15 protein-coding genes are annotated in these 19,140 nt (G+C 70.9%); 11 read left to right on the top strand and 4 right to left on the bottom strand.

Going from position 1 to position 19,140, the window contains the following annotated elements; translation table 11 throughout:
- Positions 1-14: 14 nt before the first annotated feature.
- Positions 15-314 carry a hypothetical protein gene (locus tag AAIB33_RS01320; protein WP_345801771.1) on the bottom strand — a complete coding sequence of 100 codons (300 nt, stop codon included), beginning with the start codon at positions 312-314 and terminating at the stop codon, positions 15-17.
- A 140-nt stretch (positions 315-454) separates the two neighbouring features.
- On the opposite strand from AAIB33_RS01320, the gene AAIB33_RS01315 reads away from it, so the two are divergent.
- Positions 455-2,107, top strand: coding sequence for a thiamine pyrophosphate-binding protein (locus AAIB33_RS01315; RefSeq protein ID WP_345801770.1), 1,653 nt, complete (start codon positions 455-457; stop codon positions 2,105-2,107).
- An 86-nt stretch (positions 2,108-2,193) separates the two neighbouring features.
- On the opposite strand, the gene AAIB33_RS01310 is transcribed toward AAIB33_RS01315, so the two are convergent.
- Together AAIB33_RS01310 and AAIB33_RS01305 are read right to left on the bottom strand one after the other, a co-directional pair.
- A complete protein-coding gene (locus AAIB33_RS01310) occupies positions 2,194-3,606 on the bottom strand; it encodes an FAD-linked oxidase C-terminal domain-containing protein (RefSeq protein WP_345801769.1) in 1,413 nt (470 codons plus the stop codon).
- Complete coding sequence (locus AAIB33_RS01305) at positions 3,603-4,994, bottom strand: MFS transporter (protein WP_345801768.1); 1,392 nt, start codon at positions 4,992-4,994, stop codon at positions 3,603-3,605. The genes AAIB33_RS01310 and AAIB33_RS01305 overlap by 4 nt, the downstream gene beginning before the upstream one ends.
- 115 nt (positions 4,995-5,109) lie before the next feature.
- Here AAIB33_RS01305 and AAIB33_RS01300 point away from each other — a divergent pair, with 115 nt between their 5' ends.
- From AAIB33_RS01300 to AAIB33_RS01275, 6 genes are all read left to right on the top strand, one after another.
- Positions 5,110-6,699, top strand: a complete 1,590-nt coding sequence (locus tag AAIB33_RS01300) for a fumarylacetoacetate hydrolase family protein (RefSeq protein ID WP_345801767.1) — start codon at positions 5,110-5,112, stop codon at positions 6,697-6,699.
- Positions 6,696-7,397 (top strand): GntR family transcriptional regulator, encoded by a 702-nt coding sequence (locus AAIB33_RS01295; RefSeq protein ID WP_345801766.1) that lies wholly within the window; start codon positions 6,696-6,698, stop codon positions 7,395-7,397. Before AAIB33_RS01300 ends, AAIB33_RS01295 begins: the two co-directional genes overlap by 4 nt.
- A 25-nt stretch (positions 7,398-7,422) precedes the next feature.
- On the top strand, positions 7,423-9,006 hold the full coding sequence (gene hpaE / locus AAIB33_RS01290; RefSeq protein ID WP_345801765.1) for a 5-carboxymethyl-2-hydroxymuconate semialdehyde dehydrogenase: 1,584 nt from the start codon (positions 7,423-7,425) through the stop codon (positions 9,004-9,006).
- A gap of 101 nt (positions 9,007-9,107) precedes the next feature.
- Positions 9,108-10,268: a 3,4-dihydroxyphenylacetate 2,3-dioxygenase gene (hpaD, locus tag AAIB33_RS01285; RefSeq protein WP_345801764.1), complete on the top strand. Its 1,161-nt coding sequence runs from the start codon at positions 9,108-9,110 to the stop codon at positions 10,266-10,268.
- A gap of 141 nt (positions 10,269-10,409) precedes the next feature.
- Entirely contained in the window at positions 10,410-11,195 is a 786-nt protein-coding gene (locus tag AAIB33_RS01280; protein WP_345801763.1) for a fumarylacetoacetate hydrolase family protein, read from the top strand.
- Positions 11,180-11,986: an aldolase/citrate lyase family protein gene (locus AAIB33_RS01275; protein ID WP_345801762.1), complete on the top strand. Its 807-nt coding sequence runs from the start codon at positions 11,180-11,182 to the stop codon at positions 11,984-11,986. Before AAIB33_RS01280 ends, AAIB33_RS01275 begins: the two co-directional genes overlap by 16 nt.
- 91 nt (positions 11,987-12,077) lie before the next feature.
- Here AAIB33_RS01275 and AAIB33_RS01270 read toward each other — a convergent pair whose 3' ends face one another.
- On the bottom strand, positions 12,078-13,091 hold the full coding sequence (locus AAIB33_RS01270) for a helix-turn-helix domain-containing protein (RefSeq protein WP_345801761.1): 1,014 nt from the start codon (positions 13,089-13,091) through the stop codon (positions 12,078-12,080).
- Positions 13,092-13,168: 77 nt separating this feature from the next.
- Between AAIB33_RS01270 and AAIB33_RS01265 the strand changes: the two genes are divergently transcribed.
- The 4 genes from AAIB33_RS01265 (at position 13,169) to AAIB33_RS01250 (ending at position 19,087) form a co-directional block, all read left to right on the top strand.
- Positions 13,169-16,984: a S8 family serine peptidase gene (locus tag AAIB33_RS01265; RefSeq protein ID WP_345801760.1), complete on the top strand. Its 3,816-nt coding sequence runs from the start codon at positions 13,169-13,171 to the stop codon at positions 16,982-16,984.
- Between the two features lie 158 nt (positions 16,985-17,142).
- Positions 17,143-17,940, top strand: a complete 798-nt coding sequence (locus AAIB33_RS01260) for a transglutaminase family protein (RefSeq protein WP_345801759.1) — start codon at positions 17,143-17,145, stop codon at positions 17,938-17,940.
- Positions 17,941-17,996: 56 nt separating this feature from the next.
- Positions 17,997-18,443: a helix-turn-helix domain-containing protein gene (locus AAIB33_RS01255; RefSeq protein WP_345801758.1), complete on the top strand. Its 447-nt coding sequence runs from the start codon at positions 17,997-17,999 to the stop codon at positions 18,441-18,443.
- Positions 18,440-19,087 (top strand): NAD(P)H-dependent oxidoreductase, encoded by a 648-nt coding sequence (locus tag AAIB33_RS01250; RefSeq protein WP_345801757.1) that lies wholly within the window; start codon positions 18,440-18,442, stop codon positions 19,085-19,087. The genes AAIB33_RS01255 and AAIB33_RS01250 overlap by 4 nt, the downstream gene beginning before the upstream one ends.
- The last annotated feature ends 53 nt before the right edge of the window (positions 19,088-19,140 follow it).

The following is a 19,140-nucleotide window of genomic DNA, read 5'->3' as shown; positions in this document are numbered from 1 at the left end:
CGAGGGGTCGAACGTCAGCGGACGTCGTCGGCGAAGCGGATGTTGTACTCGGCGACGCGCTGCGGCACGCCCGCGAACGCCTCGGCCCGCTCGGGCGAGGCGAGGTACGTCTGCTCGAGCGCCACGAAGGCCTCCTGGTCGCCCTCGGCGCTGACAGCCCACACGAACTCGTTCGTCTCGCGGACGCCGTAGGCGAACTCGATCGCGAATCCCGCGGCGGGGCGCACGCGCGGCATCCACTCGTCCCACCAGGCGAGGAAGGCGTCGTACTCCCCCTCGACGAGCGTGTACCGGCGCAGCTGGATCGTCCTCATCGTCCGATCCTCCCATGACGCCTCTATACTCGAGGTGTCCGGCGGGGACGATCCCGCCGGTGCTCGAAAAATGGGCACGCAGCGCGGACGCGCGAGACACACACGGCCTTGAATCCGTTCTCTGTCTCCGGGAGTCCCCCATGCCCACCGTCTCTGCGCACGTCGCCGTCACCCTCGCCCGCCACATCGACCACGTCTTCGGCGTGATGGGCAACGGCAACGCCTGGTTCCTCGACGCGCTCGAACGTCAGACCTCCGCCACCTACACCGCTGTCCGCCACGAGGCCGGGGCGGTCGTCGCGGCCGACGCCCACTACCGCGCGGGCGGTGGGCTCGCCGCCGCGACCGCGACCTACGGCGCCGGCTTCACGAACACCCTCACGGCACTGGCCGAGGCCGTGCAGGCGCACGTGCCGCTCGTGCTCGTCGTCGGCGACGAGCCGACGTCGGGCCCGCGGCCGTGGGACGTCGATCAGATCGCCCTCGCGTCGGCCGTCGGCGCGCGCACCTACACCGTGGGACGGACGGATGCGGCTGCGACCACCGTCATCGCGATCGAGCACGCCCTGACCTATCGTGTGCCGACGGTGCTCGCGATCCCCTACGACGTCGCGACACGCGAGGCCGGACCCGTGCCCGAGGCGCCCGCGCCGGCTGTGCCGGCTCCCCTGGCTCCGGCGGGACCGTTCGCGGCCGCCGCCGTGCGCGAGCTCGCGGCGGCGCTCGCCGGCGCCGAGCGCCCGTTCCTCCTCGCCGGCCGGGGCGCGTACGTGGCAGGGGCGGGCGACGCGCTCGGCGCGCTCGCCGACGCGACCGGCGCCGTGACCGCCTCGACCGCGCTCGGCCGGGGCATCTTCCCGCGCGGCGAGTTCGACCTCGGCGTCGCGGGCGGGTTCGGCGCCGACGGCGCCATGGCGCTCGTGCGCGACGCCGACGTCGCGGTCGTGTTCGGGGCATCCCTCAACCAGTTCACGATGCGCTTCGGAGAGCTGTTCTCACCGTGCACGCGCGTCGTGCAGGTCGACGTCGCGCCCGCCGCGACCCACCCGCACGTCGGCGGGTACATCCGCGGCGACGCGCGGGTCGTGGCCGAGGCGCTGCTCGACGAGCTTCGCGCGCTCGGCCCGACGTCGTCGGGCTGGCGCGAGGCCGTCTCCTTCGACGGCCTGCGCGCGTACGAGGCCGGCGACGACCTCGCCCCCGACGGGCGGCTCGATCCCCGATCGCTCGCGGCCCGCATCGGTGAGCTGCTGCCCGAGGACCGCGTGGTCGTCTCGGACGGCGGGCACTTCATCGGCTGGGCCAACATGTACTGGCCTGTCGCCTCCCCCGACCGCATGGTCATGATCGGCACGGCCTACCAGTCGATCGGGCTCGGGTTCCCCTCGGTTCCCGGCGCGGCGCTCGCCAAGCCCACCTCGACCGTCGTGCTCACGACGGGCGACGGAGGCGGACTCATGGCGCTCGCCGACCTCGAGTCGGCCGTGCGGGTCGCGGCCGGTCGCGGGCTCTGCGTGGTCTGGAACGACGGCGCCTACGGCGCGGAGGTCAACCTCTACGGCCTGAAGGGCGTCGCCGAGGAGCCGATGCTCATCCCCGAGGTCGACTTCGCGGGCCTCGCCCGAGCCGTCGGCGCCGAGGGCGTCGTCGTGCGCTCGCTCGACGATCTCGAGCGGCTCGAGTCGTGGGCGGCGGTGGATGCGGCATCCCGCCCCTTCCTCCTGCTCGACTGCCGCGTGTCGACATCGGTCATCGCGCCGTACCAGCGGGAGATCATCCGCGTGAACTCCTGAGGCCCCGGCCCCGGCCCGGGCCCCACCCCGGCCCGGCCACCCGGGCGGGCCGGGTCAGCGGCCGGGAGACAGGGCCTCCGCGCTCGTCACGCCGGCTGGGCCGCCGGGAAGACCTTGCCGGGGTTCATGATGCCGTCGGGGTCGAAGACCTCCTTGACCCGCCGCTGCAGGTCGAGCTGCCGCGGGCCCAGCTCGTCGCCGAGCCAGCGGCGCTTCAGCAGGCCGATGCCGTGCTCGCCGCTGAGCGTCCCGCCCAGCTCGAGCGCCGCGGCGAAGATCTCACCGGCCGCATCCCACACGTCATCGGGCACCTCCTCGAGCCCGTGATCGAGCACGAAGGTCGGGTGGAGGTTGCCGTCGCCGGCGTGACAGGGCGTCGCGATGAACACGCTGTAACGCGCGGCGACCTCCTCGATGCGGTCGTACATGTCGGCGATCCTGTCGCGCGGCACCGCGACGTCCTCCACGAGGATCGTGCCGCGCGCCTCGACAGCGAGGAATCCGGAGCGCCGGACATCGACGAGGGATGCCGCGGCCTCCGGGTCATCGGTCACGTCGAGCGATCGCGCACCCGCATCGCGCAGGATCGCCGCGATGCGCTCGGCCTCGGCGACCGCCTGCGGTCCGTCGGTCTGGACGAGAAGGTACGCAGAGCCGGCCGATGCGAGATCTTCGCCGGTGTAGTCGCTCACGGCCTCGAGGAGGGCGGCATCCATCAGCTCCATGATCGCGGGACGCTCGCCCGACGCGGTCACGGCGGCGGATGCCCGCGCGGCCGCGGACGCGTCCGCGAAGTACGCGCCGATCGTCGGCACGACGCCGTTCACCATCGGGCGCACTTTGAGCGTGCACTCCGTGATGATGCCGAGTGTGCCCTCCGAGCCGACGAAGAGCCCGCAGAGGTCGAGCCCCGAGACCCCTTTGACCGTCCTGTGGCCCACCTGGATCGCCTCCCCGTCGGCGAGCACGACGGTGAGGGCGAGGACGGTCTCGCGCGTCACCCCGTACTTCGCGCACAGGAGGCCGCCGGCGTTCATGGCGATGTTCCCGCCCACGGTCGAGATCGCCTTCGACGCCGGATCGGGCGGCCACCAGAGTCCGTGCGTCGCCAGGACGGCATTGAGATCGCCGTTGAGGACACCCGGCTGCACCACGGCGAGCTGGTTGTCGACGGAGATCTCGAGGATCGACGTCATGCGGTCGGTGGCGACCACGATCTGGCCGCTCCCGGCCACGGCGCCACCCGCGAGCCCGGTACCCGCTCCTCTCGGCACCAGGGGGATGCCGAACCGCGAGGCGATGCGGCAGATCTCCTGGACGTCGGCGGTGTCGCGCGGGTGCACGACGAGCTCGGCGATCCCCGCGCCGCGCGTGCCCGACCGATCGGTCGAGTGCGCGGCACGGGAATCGCGGCCGGCGTCCACCCGGCCCGGAAGCGCCTCGCGCAGGGCGCGCACGGCTTCCGAGGGCAGGGCGGACGCCATAGCGTCGGCGCTCACGCCTTGGACAGGCCGTAGATGGGGCTCGCAGCCTGCTCGGCCTCGTGATCCGGCCCGAGCGGGATGCCCGTGCGGTCGCGCAGCAGCAGCGTCGCGACCAGGCCGATGAGGGTCATGCCGGCGAGGTACCACGTGACCGACATCGTCGATCCCGTCGCCTGCACGAGCGCCGTCGCGATCGTCGGGGCGAATGCGCCGCCGAGGATCGCGCCGATGGCGTACGAGATCGAGACGCCCGAGAAGCGGATGGATGCCGGGAACAGCTCCGAGTAGAGCGCCGCCTGAGGGCCGTAGGTGAAGCCGAGGCCCACCGTCAGGATCGCGAGTCCGAGGAACAGCAGCCAGATGTTGCCCGTGTTGACGAGGGGGAAGAGGGCGAAGACACCGACGAGCTGCAGGATCCAGCCGATGATGTAGGTCGTGCGGCGGCCGAGCCGGTCCGAGAGGAGGCCGGCCGCGAAGGTCGAGAGCAGCCACGTCACGGCCGATGCGGCGACGGCCCACAGCACCGGGGTGCGGTCGAGCGCGAGCGGTCCCTCGGGGTTCGTCGAGTAGTTCTGGATGTAGCCGCCCGTCGTCATGTAGCCGACGGCGTTGTTGCCCGCGAACACGAGCGCGGCGATGAGCACGAGCAGCGCGTGCTTGCGGAAGAGCTGCGCGATGGGCGTGCGCGCCTTCTCCTTGCGCTCGGCGAGCTCGACGAAGACGGGGCTCTCCTCCACGCGACGGCGGATGTACCAGCCGACGAGGATCAGGACGACGCTGAAGAGGAACGGCACGCGCCAGCCCCACGCGAGGAAGGCGTCGCCGGGGGCGATCATCGCCATGAGGGCCATGACGCCCGACGCCAGGAGCAGACCGAGCGGCACGCCGATCTGCGGCGAGGCGCCGAAGGCCCCACGGCGCTTCTTCGGGGCGTGCTCGACGGCCATGAGCACCGCGCCGCCCCACTCGCCGCCCGCAGACAGGCCCTGCAGGATGCGCAGCAGCACGAGGAGGATCGGAGCGGCGACGCCGATCGCCTCGTACGTGGGCAGGAGGCCGATGAGCGCCGTCGACACGCCCATGAGCACGAGGGTCCACATCAGCACGACCTTGCGGCCGTACTTGTCGCCGAAATGCCCGGCGAGGAAGGCACCCAGCGGACGGAAGAGGAAGCTGATGCCGACGGTCGCGAAGGCGATGAGGACGCTGTTCGCGCCGAGCGGCGCGAAGAACAGCTGCCCGAACACGAGGCCTACGGCCGTGGCGTAGATGAAGAAGTCGTACCACTCGACGGTGGTTCCGACGACGGTCGCGAAGACGACTCTGCGTCGGTCTGCCGCGGTGGCGATCGTCCCGGTCGGGGTGAACGCTTGCGGAGCGGATCTCTGATCCTGTGTGCTCATTTCGATGACTCCCTCGTCTGTTCTCGGCGTCATTGTCCGGAAGTGATCGGCGCTGTTGCTCGATCGCATACCGATGATATACGATTTCAAATACGACGCAAGAGCGAGGGAGCTCATGACCTATCAGACGGATGCCTCGGACCCCCGGTTCTCGGGCCTTCCCGGCCGTCCCGGCAAGATCATCGCGGTGCACCTCAGCTACGCCTCGCGGGCCGAGCAGCGCGGGCGCCGCCCCGCCGATCCGTCCTACTTCTTCAAGCCGGCGAGCTCCGTCGCGGCATCCGGCAGCACCGTCGAGCGCCCTGCCGGCACCGAGCTGCTCGCCTTCGAGGGCGAGATCGCGCTCGTCATCGGCGCCGAGGCGCGCCGGGTCTCGCTGGCGGATGCTTGGAGCCGTGTGGGCTGGGTCACGGCAGCCGACGACTTCGGGCTCTACGACCTCCGCGCCAACGACAAGGGATCGAACGTCCGGTCGAAGGGCGGCGACGGCTTCACACCCATCGGCCCCGCTCTCATCGACGCGCGCACGATCGATCCCGGCGATCTTCGGCTGCGCACGTGGGTGAACGGCGACCTCGTCCAGCACGACTCGACGGCCGGCCTCATCTTCCCCCTCGCGCAGTTCGTGGCGGACCTCTCGCAGCACTTCACCCTCGAGCCGGGCGACGTCATCCTCACGGGGACCCCGGCGGGATCGTCGGTCGTGGAGCCGGGCGACGTCGTCGAGGTCGAGGTCGACGTGCCGGGCGGGCCGACGACCGGGCGCCTCGTCACGACGGTCGTGGCGGGCGAGGGCGGCTTCGACGCAGCGGTCGGCTCCCTCCCCGCCGTCGACGACACGCAGCGCGCCGAGGCCTGGGGCTCTCGCGAGGCCGCCGGCCTCTCAGCCACGCCGGAGTCCGACCGCGACCCGGCACGTGAGTCATCCGCCCTCTCTCCCGAGCTGCGGGAGAAGCTCGCGCGCACGCCCGTCGCGGGCCTCTCGCAGCAGCTGCGCAAGCGCGGCCTGAACAACGTCACGATCGACGGCGTCCGGGCGCTCACGCCCGGCACGAAGATCGTCGGCACGGCCAAGACCCTCCGATTCGTCCCAAACCGCGAAGACCTCTTCGCGTCGCACGGCGGCGGCTACAACGCGCAGAAGCGCGCGTTCGACGCCGTCGGCGAGGGCGAGGTCATCGTCATCGAGGCGCGCGGCGAGGCCGGGTCGGGCACGCTCGGCGACATCCTCGCGATCCGGGCGCACGCCCGAGGCGCCGCCGGGATCGTCACCGACGGAGGGGTCCGGGATGTCGAGGCCGTGGCATCCGTCGGCATCCCGGTCTTCTCGAACGGCGCGCACCCTGCCGTCCTCGGGCGCAGGCACGTCCCGTGGGATCACGATGTGACGATCGGATGCGGCGGCACGACCGTGCAGCCCGGCGACGTCATCGTCGGCGATGCGGACGGCGTCATCGTCATTCCGCCGGCACTCGCCGAGGAGGTCGCCGACGCGGCCCTCGCGCAGGAGGAGGAGGACGCCTGGATCGCCGACCAGGTCGCGGCGGGGCATCCCGTCGACGGACTCTTCCCGATGAACGACGAGTGGCGCGCTCGCTACGCCGCCGCCCGCGAGACGAGCGCTGCAGTTTCCGGCGAGCGCGCACCCAGCACAACGCAGCCCTCGCAGGGAACTGCCGCCGTCGACTCGGAGGATGCCTCGTGAGCACGACTCTTCGACCGGCTCAGGGATCAGAGCAGAGCAAGTCGCAGCGCGCGTACCACTGGATCAAGGAGCGCATCGCCAACCAGGAGTTCACGCCCGGCTATCGGCTCGTGCTCGGCGCTATCGCCGGCGAGCTCGAGATGAGCGTCGTGCCGGTGCGCGAGGCGATCCGTCAGCTCGAGGCGGAGGGGCTCGTCATGTTCGAGCGCAACGTCGGGGCGCGGGTGTCGATGGTCGACGACACGCAGTACCGCTTCAGCATGCAGACCCTGTCGATCCTCGAGGGCGCCGCCACCGCACTCGCGGCCCGCCGGCTGACCGCCGACGACATCCGTGCCGCGCGCGCGATCAACGAGCTCATGGTCGAGACGCTCGACCACTTCGACCCTCGCGCGTTCACGCGGCTCAACCAGGAGTTCCACGCGGCGCTCTACATCAAGACGGCGAACCCGCGCATGCTCGACCTCGTGCAGGCCGAGTGGGCCCGGCTCGGTCACCTGCGCGACTCGACGTTCAGCTTCGTCCCCGGGCGGGCTGCCGAGTCGGTGCGCGAGCACGAGAACATCCTGCAACTCATCGAGAACGGGGCTCCCCTGGGTGAGATCGAGAAAGCCGCCCGGCGCCACCGCTCGGCGACCCTCGACGCCTACATGATCCACGAGCACCCCGACGAGGCTCTCGGCCTCCCTGCATTCTGACCACCCCCGCGAACCGGAGGAACCCATGACCGACACCACCACCGCCTCGGCGACGGCAGAGCGCCACGTGCCCGCCGATCTGCCCACCCGCATCCAGCACTACATCGACGGCGAGTTCGTCGACTCGGCCGACGGTGACACGTTCGACGTGCTCGACCCCGTCTCGAACGAGGTGTACCTGCAGGCAGCCGCGGGCAAGAAGGCCGACATCGACCGCGCCGTCGCCGCGGCGCGGCGCGCCTTCACCGAAGGACCGTGGCCCAGGATGCTGCCGCGCGAGCGCTCCCGCATCCTGCACCGCATCGCCGACATCGTCGAGTCCCGCGACGCGCGGCTCGCCGAGCTCGAGAGCTTCGACTCGGGCCTCCCGATCACGCAGGCGCTCGGGCAGGCCCGGCGCGCCGCCGAGAACTTCCGGTTCTTCGCGGACCTGATCGTCGCCCAGGCCGACGACACCTACAAGGTGCCGGGCCGGCAGATCAACTACGTCAACCGCAAGCCGATCGGCGTGGCCGGGCTCATCACGCCGTGGAACACGCCGTTCATGCTCGAGTCGTGGAAGCTCGGCCCCGCGCTCGCGACCGGCAACACCGTCGTCCTCAAGCCCGCCGAGTTCACGCCGCTGTCAGCGTCGCTGTGGGCCGGCATCTTCGAGGAGGCCGGGCTGCCGAAGGGCGTCTTCAACCTCGTGAACGGGCTCGGTGAGGATGCCGGCGACGCGCTGGTGAAGCATCCCGATGTCCCGCTCATCTCGTTCACGGGCGAGAGCTCGACGGGGCAGCTGATCTTCGGCAACGCCGCGCCGTTCCTCAAGGGCCTCTCGATGGAGCTCGGCGGCAAGTCGCCCGCCGTCGTCTTCGCCGACGCCGACCTCGACGCGGCCGTCGACGCGACGATCTTCGGCGTCTTCTCGCTCAACGGCGAGCGGTGCACCGCGGGTTCGCGGATCCTCGTCGAGCGCGACATCTACGACGAGTTCGTGGAGAAGTATGCGGCGCAGGCGAAGCGCGTCGTCGTCGGCTACCCGCACGACCCGGCGACCGAGGTCGGGGCCCTCGTGCACCCCGAGCACTACGACAAGGTCGTGTCGTACATCGAGATCGGCAAGTCCGAGGCGCGGCTCGTCGCGGGCGGCGGACGCCCGGAGGGCTTCGAGACCGGCAACTTCGTCGAGCCGACGGTGTTCGCCGACGTCGCGCCCGATGCGCGGATCTTCCAGGAGGAGATCTTCGGACCCGTCGTCGCGATCACGCCCTTCGACTCCGACGAGGAGGCGCTGGAGCTCGCCAACAACACGAAGTACGGGCTCGCCGCGTACATCTGGACGAACGACCTCAAGCGGGCGCACAACTTCTCGCAGGCCGTCGAGGCCGGAATGGTGTGGCTCAACTCGAACAACGTCCGCGACCTGCGGACTCCCTTCGGCGGCGTCAAGGCGTCGGGCCTCGGGCACGAGGGCGGCTACCGCTCGATCGACTTCTACACCGACCAGCAGTCGGTGCACATCACCCTCGGCGAGGTGCACAACCCCACCTTCGGCAAGGCCCACCCTTCGACAGGCTCAGGGACCGGTTCTGCGACCGACCTCGACGACCCGGACCCCCGCTGAGTCCTCCCGACCACTTCGATCACCCTGGTCACTGAGCTCGTCGAAGCGTCGACGTTCGACCCCTCGACGAGCTCAGGGACCGGCAGAGCAAGGACGCTGACATGACCCACGACAAGACCCTCACCTCCTCCGGCTTCTACGTCTCGCAGGAGGCGCCGATCCACTCCGACAACCCCATTCCGACGCCGCAGGCCTCGCCGCCCGACATCCTCCGGTGCGCGTACATGGAGCTCGTCGTCACCGACCTCGCGGCATCCCGCGTCTTCTACGTCGACGTGCTGGGTCTCTACGTCACCGAGGAGGACGACGAGACGATCTACCTCCGTTCCACGGAGGAGTTCATCCACCACAACCTCGTGCTGCGGCAGGGCCCGATCGCCGCGGTCGCCGCCTTCTCGTACCGCGTGCGCACCCCCGAAGACCTCGACAAGGCCGTCGCCTTCTACGAGGAGCTGGGATGCCGCATCGAGCGGCGCGCCGACGGCTTCACGAAGGGCATCGGCGACTCGGTGCGCGTCACCGATCCGCTCGGCTTCCCGTACGAGTTCTTCCACCAGACCGAGCACGTCGAGCGGCTGTCGTGGCGGTACGACCTGCACACGCCCGGCGAGCTCGTCCGCCTCGACCACTTCAACCAGGTGACGCCCGACGTGCCGCGCGCCGTCAACTTCATGCAGTCGCTCGGCTTTCGCGTGACAGAGGACATTCAGGACGAGGAGGGCACGGTCTACGCCGCGTGGATGCGCCGCAAGCCCACCGTGCACGACACCGCGATGACGGGCGGGGACGGTCCGCGGATGCACCACGTCGCCTTCGCGACGCACGAGAAGCACAACATCCTCGCGATCTGCGACAAGCTCGGGGCTCTCCGTCGCTCGGACGCGATCGAGCGCGGACCCGGCCGCCACGGCGTGTCGAACGCGTTCTACCTCTACCTGCGCGACCCCGACGGGCACCGCGTCGAGATCTACACGCAGGACTACTACACGGGCGACCCCGACAACCCCGTCGTCACGTGGGACGTCCACGACAACCAGCGCCGCGACTGGTGGGGCAACCCCGTCGTCCCGTCGTGGTACACCGAGGCATCCCTCGTCCTCGACCTCGACGGCAACCCGCAGCCCGTCGTCGCCCGCACCGACTTGTCGGAGATGGCCGTCACGATCGGCGCGGACGGCTTCTCGTACACGCGTCCCGATGACACCCCCGACGAGCTGCCGTCCTGGAAGCAGGGCGAGTTCAAGCTCGGCGCCCAGCTCTAGTCCGGCATCCGCCCCTCCCGCCCCCGGGGGGTGGCGCGTGTCCCGATTTCGACCATGCGTGTCCCACTTTCGGTCACTTGAGGCGCCGGGAACGGTCGAAAGTGGGACACGGAGGGCCACATCACACGCAAGGAGGAATGGATGCTGTCATCCGAGCAGATCGCGGCGATCGCAGACGAGCTCGCCGAAGCCGATCGTGCCCACAGCGTGATCCCGCGGATCACGGCGCGATACCCGGACGCGACGGTGGAGGACTCGTACGCGATCCAGGGGGTATGGCGGGACAAGAACCTCGCCGCGGGCCGCACGCTGGTCGGCCGCAAGATCGGGCTCACGTCGAAGGCGATGCAGCAGGCGACGGGCATCACCGAGCCGGACTACGGCGTGATGTTCGATGACACCGTCTACGAATCCGGCGCCGAGATCCCGGTGGACCACTTCTCCAACGTGCGGATCGAGGTCGAGCTCGCGTTCGTCCTGAAGACGCCGCTCGAAGGCCCCGACTGCACGCTCGACGACGCGCTCGCGGCGATCGACTACGCCGTGCCCGCGCTCGAGGTGCTCAACTCGCACATCGAGCTCGAGGGCCGCACGATCGTCGACACGATCAGCGACAACGCCGCCTACGGGGCGATAGTCCTGGGCACGGTGCACAAGCGCCCAGACGAGATCGACCTGCGCTGGGTGCCGGGACTTCTCTACAAGAACGGCGAGATCGAGGAGACCGGCGTCGCCGCCGGCGTGCTCGGCCACCCGGCGACGGGCGTGGCGTGGCTGGCGAACAAATTCCACCAGCACGGCGCGCGGCTCGAGGCGGGTGAGATCATCCTGGCAGGCTCGTTCACACGCCCGATGTGGGTGAGCCGCGGCGACGAGGTGCGCTGCGACTACGGACCGATGGGAGTCATCACATGCCGCTTCGTCTGACGCCGACATTCCGCCAGGCTCTCGGCGAGGCATCCCGTCCCCTGGCCGGGATCTGGGTGTGCACCGGCTCGCCGTTGGTCGCCGAGATCTGCGCGGGCGCGGGCCTGGACTGGGTGCTCATCGACATGGAGCACGCGCCCAACGGCCTCGAATCCGTCGTCGCGCAGCTGCACGCCGTGTCGGGCTATCCCGTGACCCCCGTCGTGCGCGTGCCGATCGGCGACGTCGTGACGATCAAGCAGGTGCTCGACCTCGGCGCGCAGAACCTGCTGGTGCCGATGATCTCGTCCGCCGCGGAGGCCGAGGCGGCCGTCGCCGCGGTGCGCTATCCCCCACGCGGCACCCGCGGGGTCGGGTCGGCGCTGGCGCGCAGCGCGCGCTGGAACCGCGTCGAGGGCTATCTCGCCGACGCCGACGAGCACGTCTCGCTGTTCGTGCAGATCGAGACCGCCGCCGGCGTCGAGGAGGCGGCCGCGATCGCCGCGGTCGACGGCGTGGACGGCGTCTTCGTCGGCCCGAGCGACCTCGCCGCGTCGATGGGCGTGCTCGGCGAGCAGACCCATCCCGACGTCGTCGACGCGGTCAAGCGCACGTTCGACGCCGTCCGCAAAGCCGGCAAGCCCGTCGGCGTCAACGCCTTCGACCCCGCCGTCGCCGACCGCTATCTGGAAGCGGGCGCGACCTTCGTGCTCGTCGGCGCCGACGTCGCCCTCCTCGCCCGCGGCTCCGAGACCCTCGCGGCCCGATTCACCCTCACCGCCGGCAACGACGACAAGCGCCCGTCGTACTGACGGCTGCTCCGCGATCAGGGTGCAGCGCCCGAATCAGGCGCAATCCGAGGCATCCCTCCTGATTCCGGCTCCTTCTCCTGATCTGGTCGCGTCAGACCCAGCCGCGGCGCACGGCCTCGGCCCCGAGCTGGATGCGCGTCGCGACGCCCGCCCGCTCCATGAGGTCGGCGACGCGGCGCTGCACGGTGCGCACCGAGATCCCGAGCTGCGTCGCGGCCGCGGCATCCGTCAACCCCAGAAGCAGCAGCGCGAGGAGGTCGGTGTCGACCGGATCGTCGCCCCGCTCCTGGAGGACTCCCCGCGACGCGAGCAGCGTCGGCGCCGACTTCCAGGCCTCCTCGAACATCGCGATGACGAGGTCGAGCAGCCCGCTCGGGTGGATGAGCAGGCCGCCTGCGACGCGGCGCTCGCCGCGTGAGTACATCGGGATGAGGGCGTGCGACTCGTCGGCGACGAAGAGCCGCGTGGGCAGGCTCGGGAGCACGCGGACCTCCTCGCCGAGAGGCTCGAGCTCGCGCACCGCATCGATGTAGCCGGGGCGATCCAGGACGCCCGCCTCGACCACGACCCGGTAGCGCACGCCGCGGGCGAGCGCTCGGTCCTCCTCGACGTTGTCGGCGCCCGACATGATCGCGACATCCTCGAGCACGAAGGCCCGCACCTGCTCCTCGGCCGACGCCTGCAGCTGTCCCAGGCGCTGTGCGACGGCATCCGGTCCGAAGACCACCTCGACGACGTCGGGGGCGGCCCGCTGCGCCGCGCCCTCGCGGTACAGGTCGCTGAGGTGCACGAGCGCCTGGTGACCGGCGGCGAGCTGGCGCTCGCGCTCGCGCAGGATCGGCAGCATCGCGACGGCGGGTGGCGACGCCACGATCCGGTCGGGAGCCGACGCGAGGCGCGCGAGCAGTCCCAGCTCCTCCAGGTCGTCGACGACGCGACGAGCGGTTCCCACCGAGATGGATGCCTCGCTCGCGATGCCCGCGAGATCGGCCGACGGCAGACCGAGCAGCATCCGGTAGACGGCGGAGTGGTCCTCGCTCAGTCCGAGCGCCTCGAGCATCGCGGCCTCCTGCGCGTCGTCGGTTGAGTGGCGGATCGACGCCATGGCGTTTCTCCGCCAACACTCTAGAGCCGTCCTCGGCGACAGTGGGAAGGACGCTTCACGAGAGGTCCCTCCCCGCCATGGCACAGCAGCCCCCCGTCTTCCGCCGCGCCCGCACCGTCGCCGCCGTCACCGGCGCGGCCCTGGTCACCGCGTCCCTCGGACTCGCCGCCCCCGCGAACGCCGCACCCCCGGCCGCGGGGGCGGCGACCACCGCGCCCGCCGGCGAGGACCACACGGTCACCCTCATCACCGGAGACCGAGTGCACGTCACCACGATCCCCGGCGGTCGCCAGGTCGTCGACGTCGACACCGTGACGCCGGGGGCGGGATACCGCACCATGACCGTCGACGGCGACCTGCTCGTCATCCCCGAGGGCGTGGAGCGCTACCTCGCCGCCGACGTGGTCGACCGCGACCTGTTCAACGTCACCCGGCTCATCGAGTACGGCTACGACGACGCCCACGTCGACGCGACGCCCGTCATCCTCGAGCTCGCCTCCGGGCCGTCGACGTTCAGCGCCCCCGCGCCGGGCATCGAGCTCGGCGTGCCGCTCGAGAGCATCGGCGGAGCCGCGGCCAAGGCGGATCACAAGGATGCCGCGGCGACGTGGGCCGCGCTCACGGCCGCCCCCGCGACGTTCGACGCCGACGTATCCCTCGGCGGCGGCGTCGAGGCCATCCACCTCGACGGCAAGGTGAAGGCGACGCTCGACTCGAGCGTGCCGTGGATCCACGCACCCGAGGCCTGGGCCGAGGGGTACACGGGCGACGGCGTCACCGTGGCCGTCCTCGACACGGGGTATGACGACACGCACCCCGATCTCGCGGGTCGCGTGCTCCCCGAGTCGACGAGCTTCGTGCCCGACGAAGACGTGGCGTCGGACCCGAACGGGCACGGCACCCACGTCGCCTCGACCATCGCCGGCACGGGCGCCGCGAGCGGCGGCACCCACCGCGGAGTCGCCGACGGCGCGAACCTGCTCGTGGGCAAGATCCTCGACTCGACGGGCGAGGGCCAGGACTCGTGGGTCATCGCCGGAATGGAATGGGCGGCGCAGCGCGCGCCGATCGTGTCGATGAGCATCGGGTCGATGACCCCGTCGGACGGCACGGACATCATGGACACGGCGCTCGACGAGATCGCCGACGAGACGGGCACGCTCTTCGTCGTCGCGGCGGGCAATTACGGCGCGCCCGAGACCATCGGCTCGCCCGGCGCCGCGCGCGCGGCGCTGACCGTCGGGTCGGTCGACGACCCGAGCGGAGCCATGTCGTGGTTCACGAGCCAGGGCCCGCTCACGCTCTCGGGCGCGATGAAGCCGGACATCGCGGGCCCCGGCAACGACGTCACGGCGGCACGCTCGGCCGACTCCCCCGGCGACGGCGCCTACATCGCCATGAGCGGCACCTCGATGGCGACGCCGCACGTCTCGGGCGCGGCCGCGATCGTCAAGCAGCAGCATCCCGAATACACGGCCGCTCAGCTGCGCGCCGCCCTGGTGAGCTCGACGACCGATCTGGGGCTCACGCCGTACGAGGCCGGCACGGGCGTCGTCGACGTCGCCGCCGCCGTCGACGCGCAGGTCGTCGCATCCGGTTCCGGCGACTTCGGCCTCGTCTCGTGGGGCGCGGACCTCGCGCCGATCGCGAGGACGATCGAGTACACCAACCGGGGCGACGCAGAGGTGACGGTCGAACTCACCGCCACGCTGCACGACACGACATACGAGGGCTCGGGCGCCGACACGGCGAGCGCCCTCTCGCTCGACGCGCAGACCCTGACGATCCCGGCAGGCGAGTCACGTTCGGCGACCATCACGGCCGACCCTGCAGCGGTGACGGCGGGCACGCAGAACACGGGAGCGCTGGTCGCCTCCGTCGACGGCACGCCGGTGGCGCGCACGGCACTCGGTCTGCTGCGCGAATCCGAGCGGTACGACCTCACCCTCACCGCCACGGGCTTCCAGGGCGAGCCGATCGATGCGCAGGTCGCCGTCTTCAACGTCGGCGACGGCTCGTTCGATCTCGTCGCCGTCTCCGGCGAGCGCACCATCCGCCTGCCGAAGGGCCGCTGGTCGGTGTCGACGTTCGCCGAGATCCCGCGCACCGCCGACACCCTCGCAGCCGTCTATCTGGGCGACCCCGAGGTCGTGCTCGACAGGGCGAAGACCGTCGCACTCGACGCGCGCGCGACCAAGAAGGTGTCGGTCGACGTCGGGACGAAGCACCTCGAGCAGCTCGTGCGGCGGATGGACATGTCGGTCACGGGATTCGAGAACGGGATGCTCGTCCCGACCGTCGTCGACGAGATGTGGGCCCAGCCGCAGAAGGCGTCGGCCGACACCGGGTTCGACTTCTCCACGCGCTGGCGGCTCGTGCACGAGCGCCTGTCCCTCGCGATCGGCGGAACGACGCTCGACACCATCCCGCAGAGCGGAGCAGCACCGTTCGACGGCACGCTCAAGGCGGCAGTGGTCGATGTCGGCGCCGGGAGCGCGCAGGACTTCGCCGCCGCTGAGGTCGCGGGAAAGGTCGCGTTCGCGACGGCGTCGGCGGACCTCACGCCCATGCAGCTCGCATCCAACGCCGCCGAGGCGGGCGCGGCGATGCTCGTCATCGCGAACAGCGCCGACGGCGAGTTCAGCACCTGGGTCGGACGGGAGGACTTCGTCACGAACGTCCCGATCCCCGTGGCCGGGATCAGCGGCGCCGAAGGCCGCGCCGTCTCGGCGCTCCTTCGGAAGCCCCAGAGGGCCGAGGCCCACGGCGAGCCGTACTCGAGCGAGGTCTGGGACCTGTCGCGCTATGTGAAGGGCTCCGTGCCGACCGACCTCGCCTACCGGCCGGGAAAGCTCGCGCGCGTCGACACGACCTTCTACGGCGACAAGGGCGACGTCGTGGGCGAGCTGCGCTGGGACCTCAAGCCGACCGGGAAGTACGGGTTCGGGCTCTCGGTGGGCACGCAGCGCGGCATGCAGCGGACCGACTGGGTCGACCCGTCGGTCGGGTGGTACCAGGAGGCCTTCACGGTCGACGGCAACTGGGAGATCCGTGACATCCCGCGCACCTACCAGGCGGGCCGACGCTCGACGGCGGAGTACTTCCGACCGATCGTCCGCCCCTTCGTCGCGGAGGGCTACTACGCGCCGGCGCGCTACAGCTCGAACCTCGCGATCAACCTTCCCAGCTGGGCGGACGGCGGCGATGTGCACCACACCGGGACGATGCTCGAGATCTACGAGGCCGAACCGCGGGCGACCGTCACGACCGATCTGTATCTCGACGGTCAGCTCGTGAAGTCGTCTCCCTTCACCGACGTCAACTACTGGGAGACGCCGGACGGGTCGAGCGACGTGCGCGTCGTGCAGACCGCGACCCACGACGGCACGATCCTCTCCTCGTCGATCAAGACGGTCAGCGAGTGGACGTTCGAGACGAACGGAACCGCGGACGACTGGTCGAACCGGCTCCTGCCGATGATGCAGGCCTACTACGACGTCGGCATCGACGCCTCAGGCCGAGCCGGAGTCGACCGCAAGAAGGGCGCCGGGGTGCCTTTCACGCTCGAGGTGGGCCACGTCGCGGGCGCCGTCGGCAGCGCGGCGGTCGCCTCGACGACCCTCGAGGCACGGCTGGCGGGAGGCGAGTGGATGCCTGTGCCGCTCACCCTGACGGCGCGCGACACGTCCGGCCCGGGCGACGCGCCCGACGGCATCTTCGCGGCGGGCCGCGCGTACGTCGCGGCGTACTCCGCGCAGCTGAAGGCACCGGATGCGGGCGGGTGGGTCGATCTGCGGGTCACCACCGCCGACGAGGCCGGCAACACCCTGACGCAGGAGATCGACCGTGCGGTCGAGATCGCGGCCGCGAAGGGCGCCAAGCCCGGCCATTGACTCCGGTCGGCCCCGCGCGGCACAGATCCATCCCCCCGGGATCGCCGCGCCCCCGCCGCTGCGGGGCCGACCGGTAGACCGCGCGGCGGGCGTCGCAGGCCGACCCCGGATGTGTCAAGCGCCCGCACCGACCGCGCGGGCATGCCATCGTGGACGGCATGAAGAGGGATGTCTCCGCCCGCATCGTCCTGAACGTCACCGAAGCCGCCGATCTCGTCTTCGCGATCGCCGTCTCCTCGGCCTACGCCCCGACCTCCGAACGGTTCTCCGCGACGCTCGACGGCACGAGCATCGACTACCGCGAGCTGTCCGACGCGCACGGCACACGACTCCACCGGATCGAGGCGCAGCCGGGTGAGCTCGTGGTCGAGTACGCGGCCACCATCGAGGGCGCGGCCGAGCCGGCCCCGGCGACCGACACCGACCTGCTCGTCTACGGCCGGCCGAGCCGCTACGCGGAGTCCGACGCCCTCGCGCCGACCGCGGTCGCCGAGTTCGACGGGCTCACGGGTTCGGCCGAGCTCCTCGCGGCCGTGTCGTCGTGGGTGGGCACTCGCCTCGCCTATGTCTCGGGCTCGTCGCTCCCCACCGACGGCGCCGTCCGCACCCTCCTGGCCCGCCAGGGCGTGTGCCGCGACTATTCGCACCTGTCGGTCGCGCTGCTGAGGGCTCTGGGAATCCCTGCCCGCCTGGTCGCCGTCTACGCCCCCGGACTGTCGCCCATGGATTTCCACGCGGTCGCCGAGGCGTGGGTCGACGGCGCCTGGCGCGTGGTCGACGCGACGACGCTGGCTCCGCGGCAGACACTCGTCCGCATCGCGACGGGACGGGATGCCGCCGACACGGCGTTCCTCAATATCATCTCGGGACGCGCCGACCTCGGCGACGTCACCGTTAGCGCCGTCGCCGACAGTCTGCCCAACGACGACATCACACAGCTCGTCTCGATCACCTGAGATCCGATGGTGTAAACCTGTTGACACCCTAGGGTGTCAACAGGTTTACTTCTCATATGGCCGATCGCATCACGGTGACTCTTCACCACCTGGTCTCGCTCATGGACTCCTACGCGGATGAGATGCTGCGAGAGAGGCACGGGGTGTCGTTCAGCCAGTTCCAGTTCCTCTCCGCTGTCGCCGAGCTCCAGCCCGTCGACATCACGACGCTCGCGCGCTGCCTCTTCGTGACGAAGGCGGCCGTGAGCAAGCGCGTGCCCTCGCTCGTCGCCGACGGCTGGATCGTCGCGGAAGACGACCCGCACCACGGCCGTCGCGTGCTGCTCACTCTCACGCCGGGCGCGCTGCAGCTCGTCATCACGGCCGGCGGCGGCCTCGACGACCAGTTCACCGCGCTCTTCGCCGACCCGCGGCTCGGTGCCGAGGGCATCGACGTCGCACAGCTCAACCATCAGCTCGAAACCCTCATGGAACTCGTCACCGAGAAAGGAATCCCCGAATGAACCCTCGCATCCTGGTCATCGTCGGAACGCCCATCGCCGGCAGCCTCAACCACGCACTCGCGTCGTCGTACGTCGACGCCGCGAGTGCCGGCGGCGCCGATGTCCGCGTCGTCGACCTGGCGAACGACCCGATCCCCCAGCATCCCACCAGCCGTGACGAGCTGCGGATGCCACGCACCGACGACGACGCGCCCCTCGACCCCGACGTCGCCCGCTATGTCGCCGACGTGCAGTGGGCCGATCACCTGGTGTTCTTCCACCCGCAGTGGTGGGGCACCTACCCGGCGGCGCTCAAGGCGTTCATCGACCGCGTGTTCCTGTCCGGCTTCGCCTACCGCTACCGGCCGAAGACCGCCCTGTCCGAGCGCCTGCTGGCCGGGCGCACGGCGCGCATCGTCATGACGATGGACACTCCGAGGTTCTGGAACCGCCTGGTCTACCGCAACGCGGCGGAGACGAGCCTCAAGAGCGCGATCCTCGGCTACTGCGGCGTCAAGACGACGGGCATCACGCGGTTCACGCCCGTCCGCTTCTCGGAGGAGGAGCAGCGCGGGCGGTGGGTCGCCGAGGCCTCGTCCCTCGGTCGGCGGGATGCGGCAGCATCCATCACCCGCTCTCGAGAGACCGTCGACCTCGCGGCCTGACGCCTGCGGCGCGGTCTCCCGAGGTGGCCGCGCCGCCGCGCGCGTGGGACGCT

Source organism: Microbacterium sp. AZCO, from assembly GCF_039614715.1.
Classification (GTDB): domain Bacteria; phylum Actinomycetota; class Actinomycetes; order Actinomycetales; family Microbacteriaceae; genus Microbacterium.
This window is presented reverse-complemented; position numbering and strand designations above follow the sequence as displayed.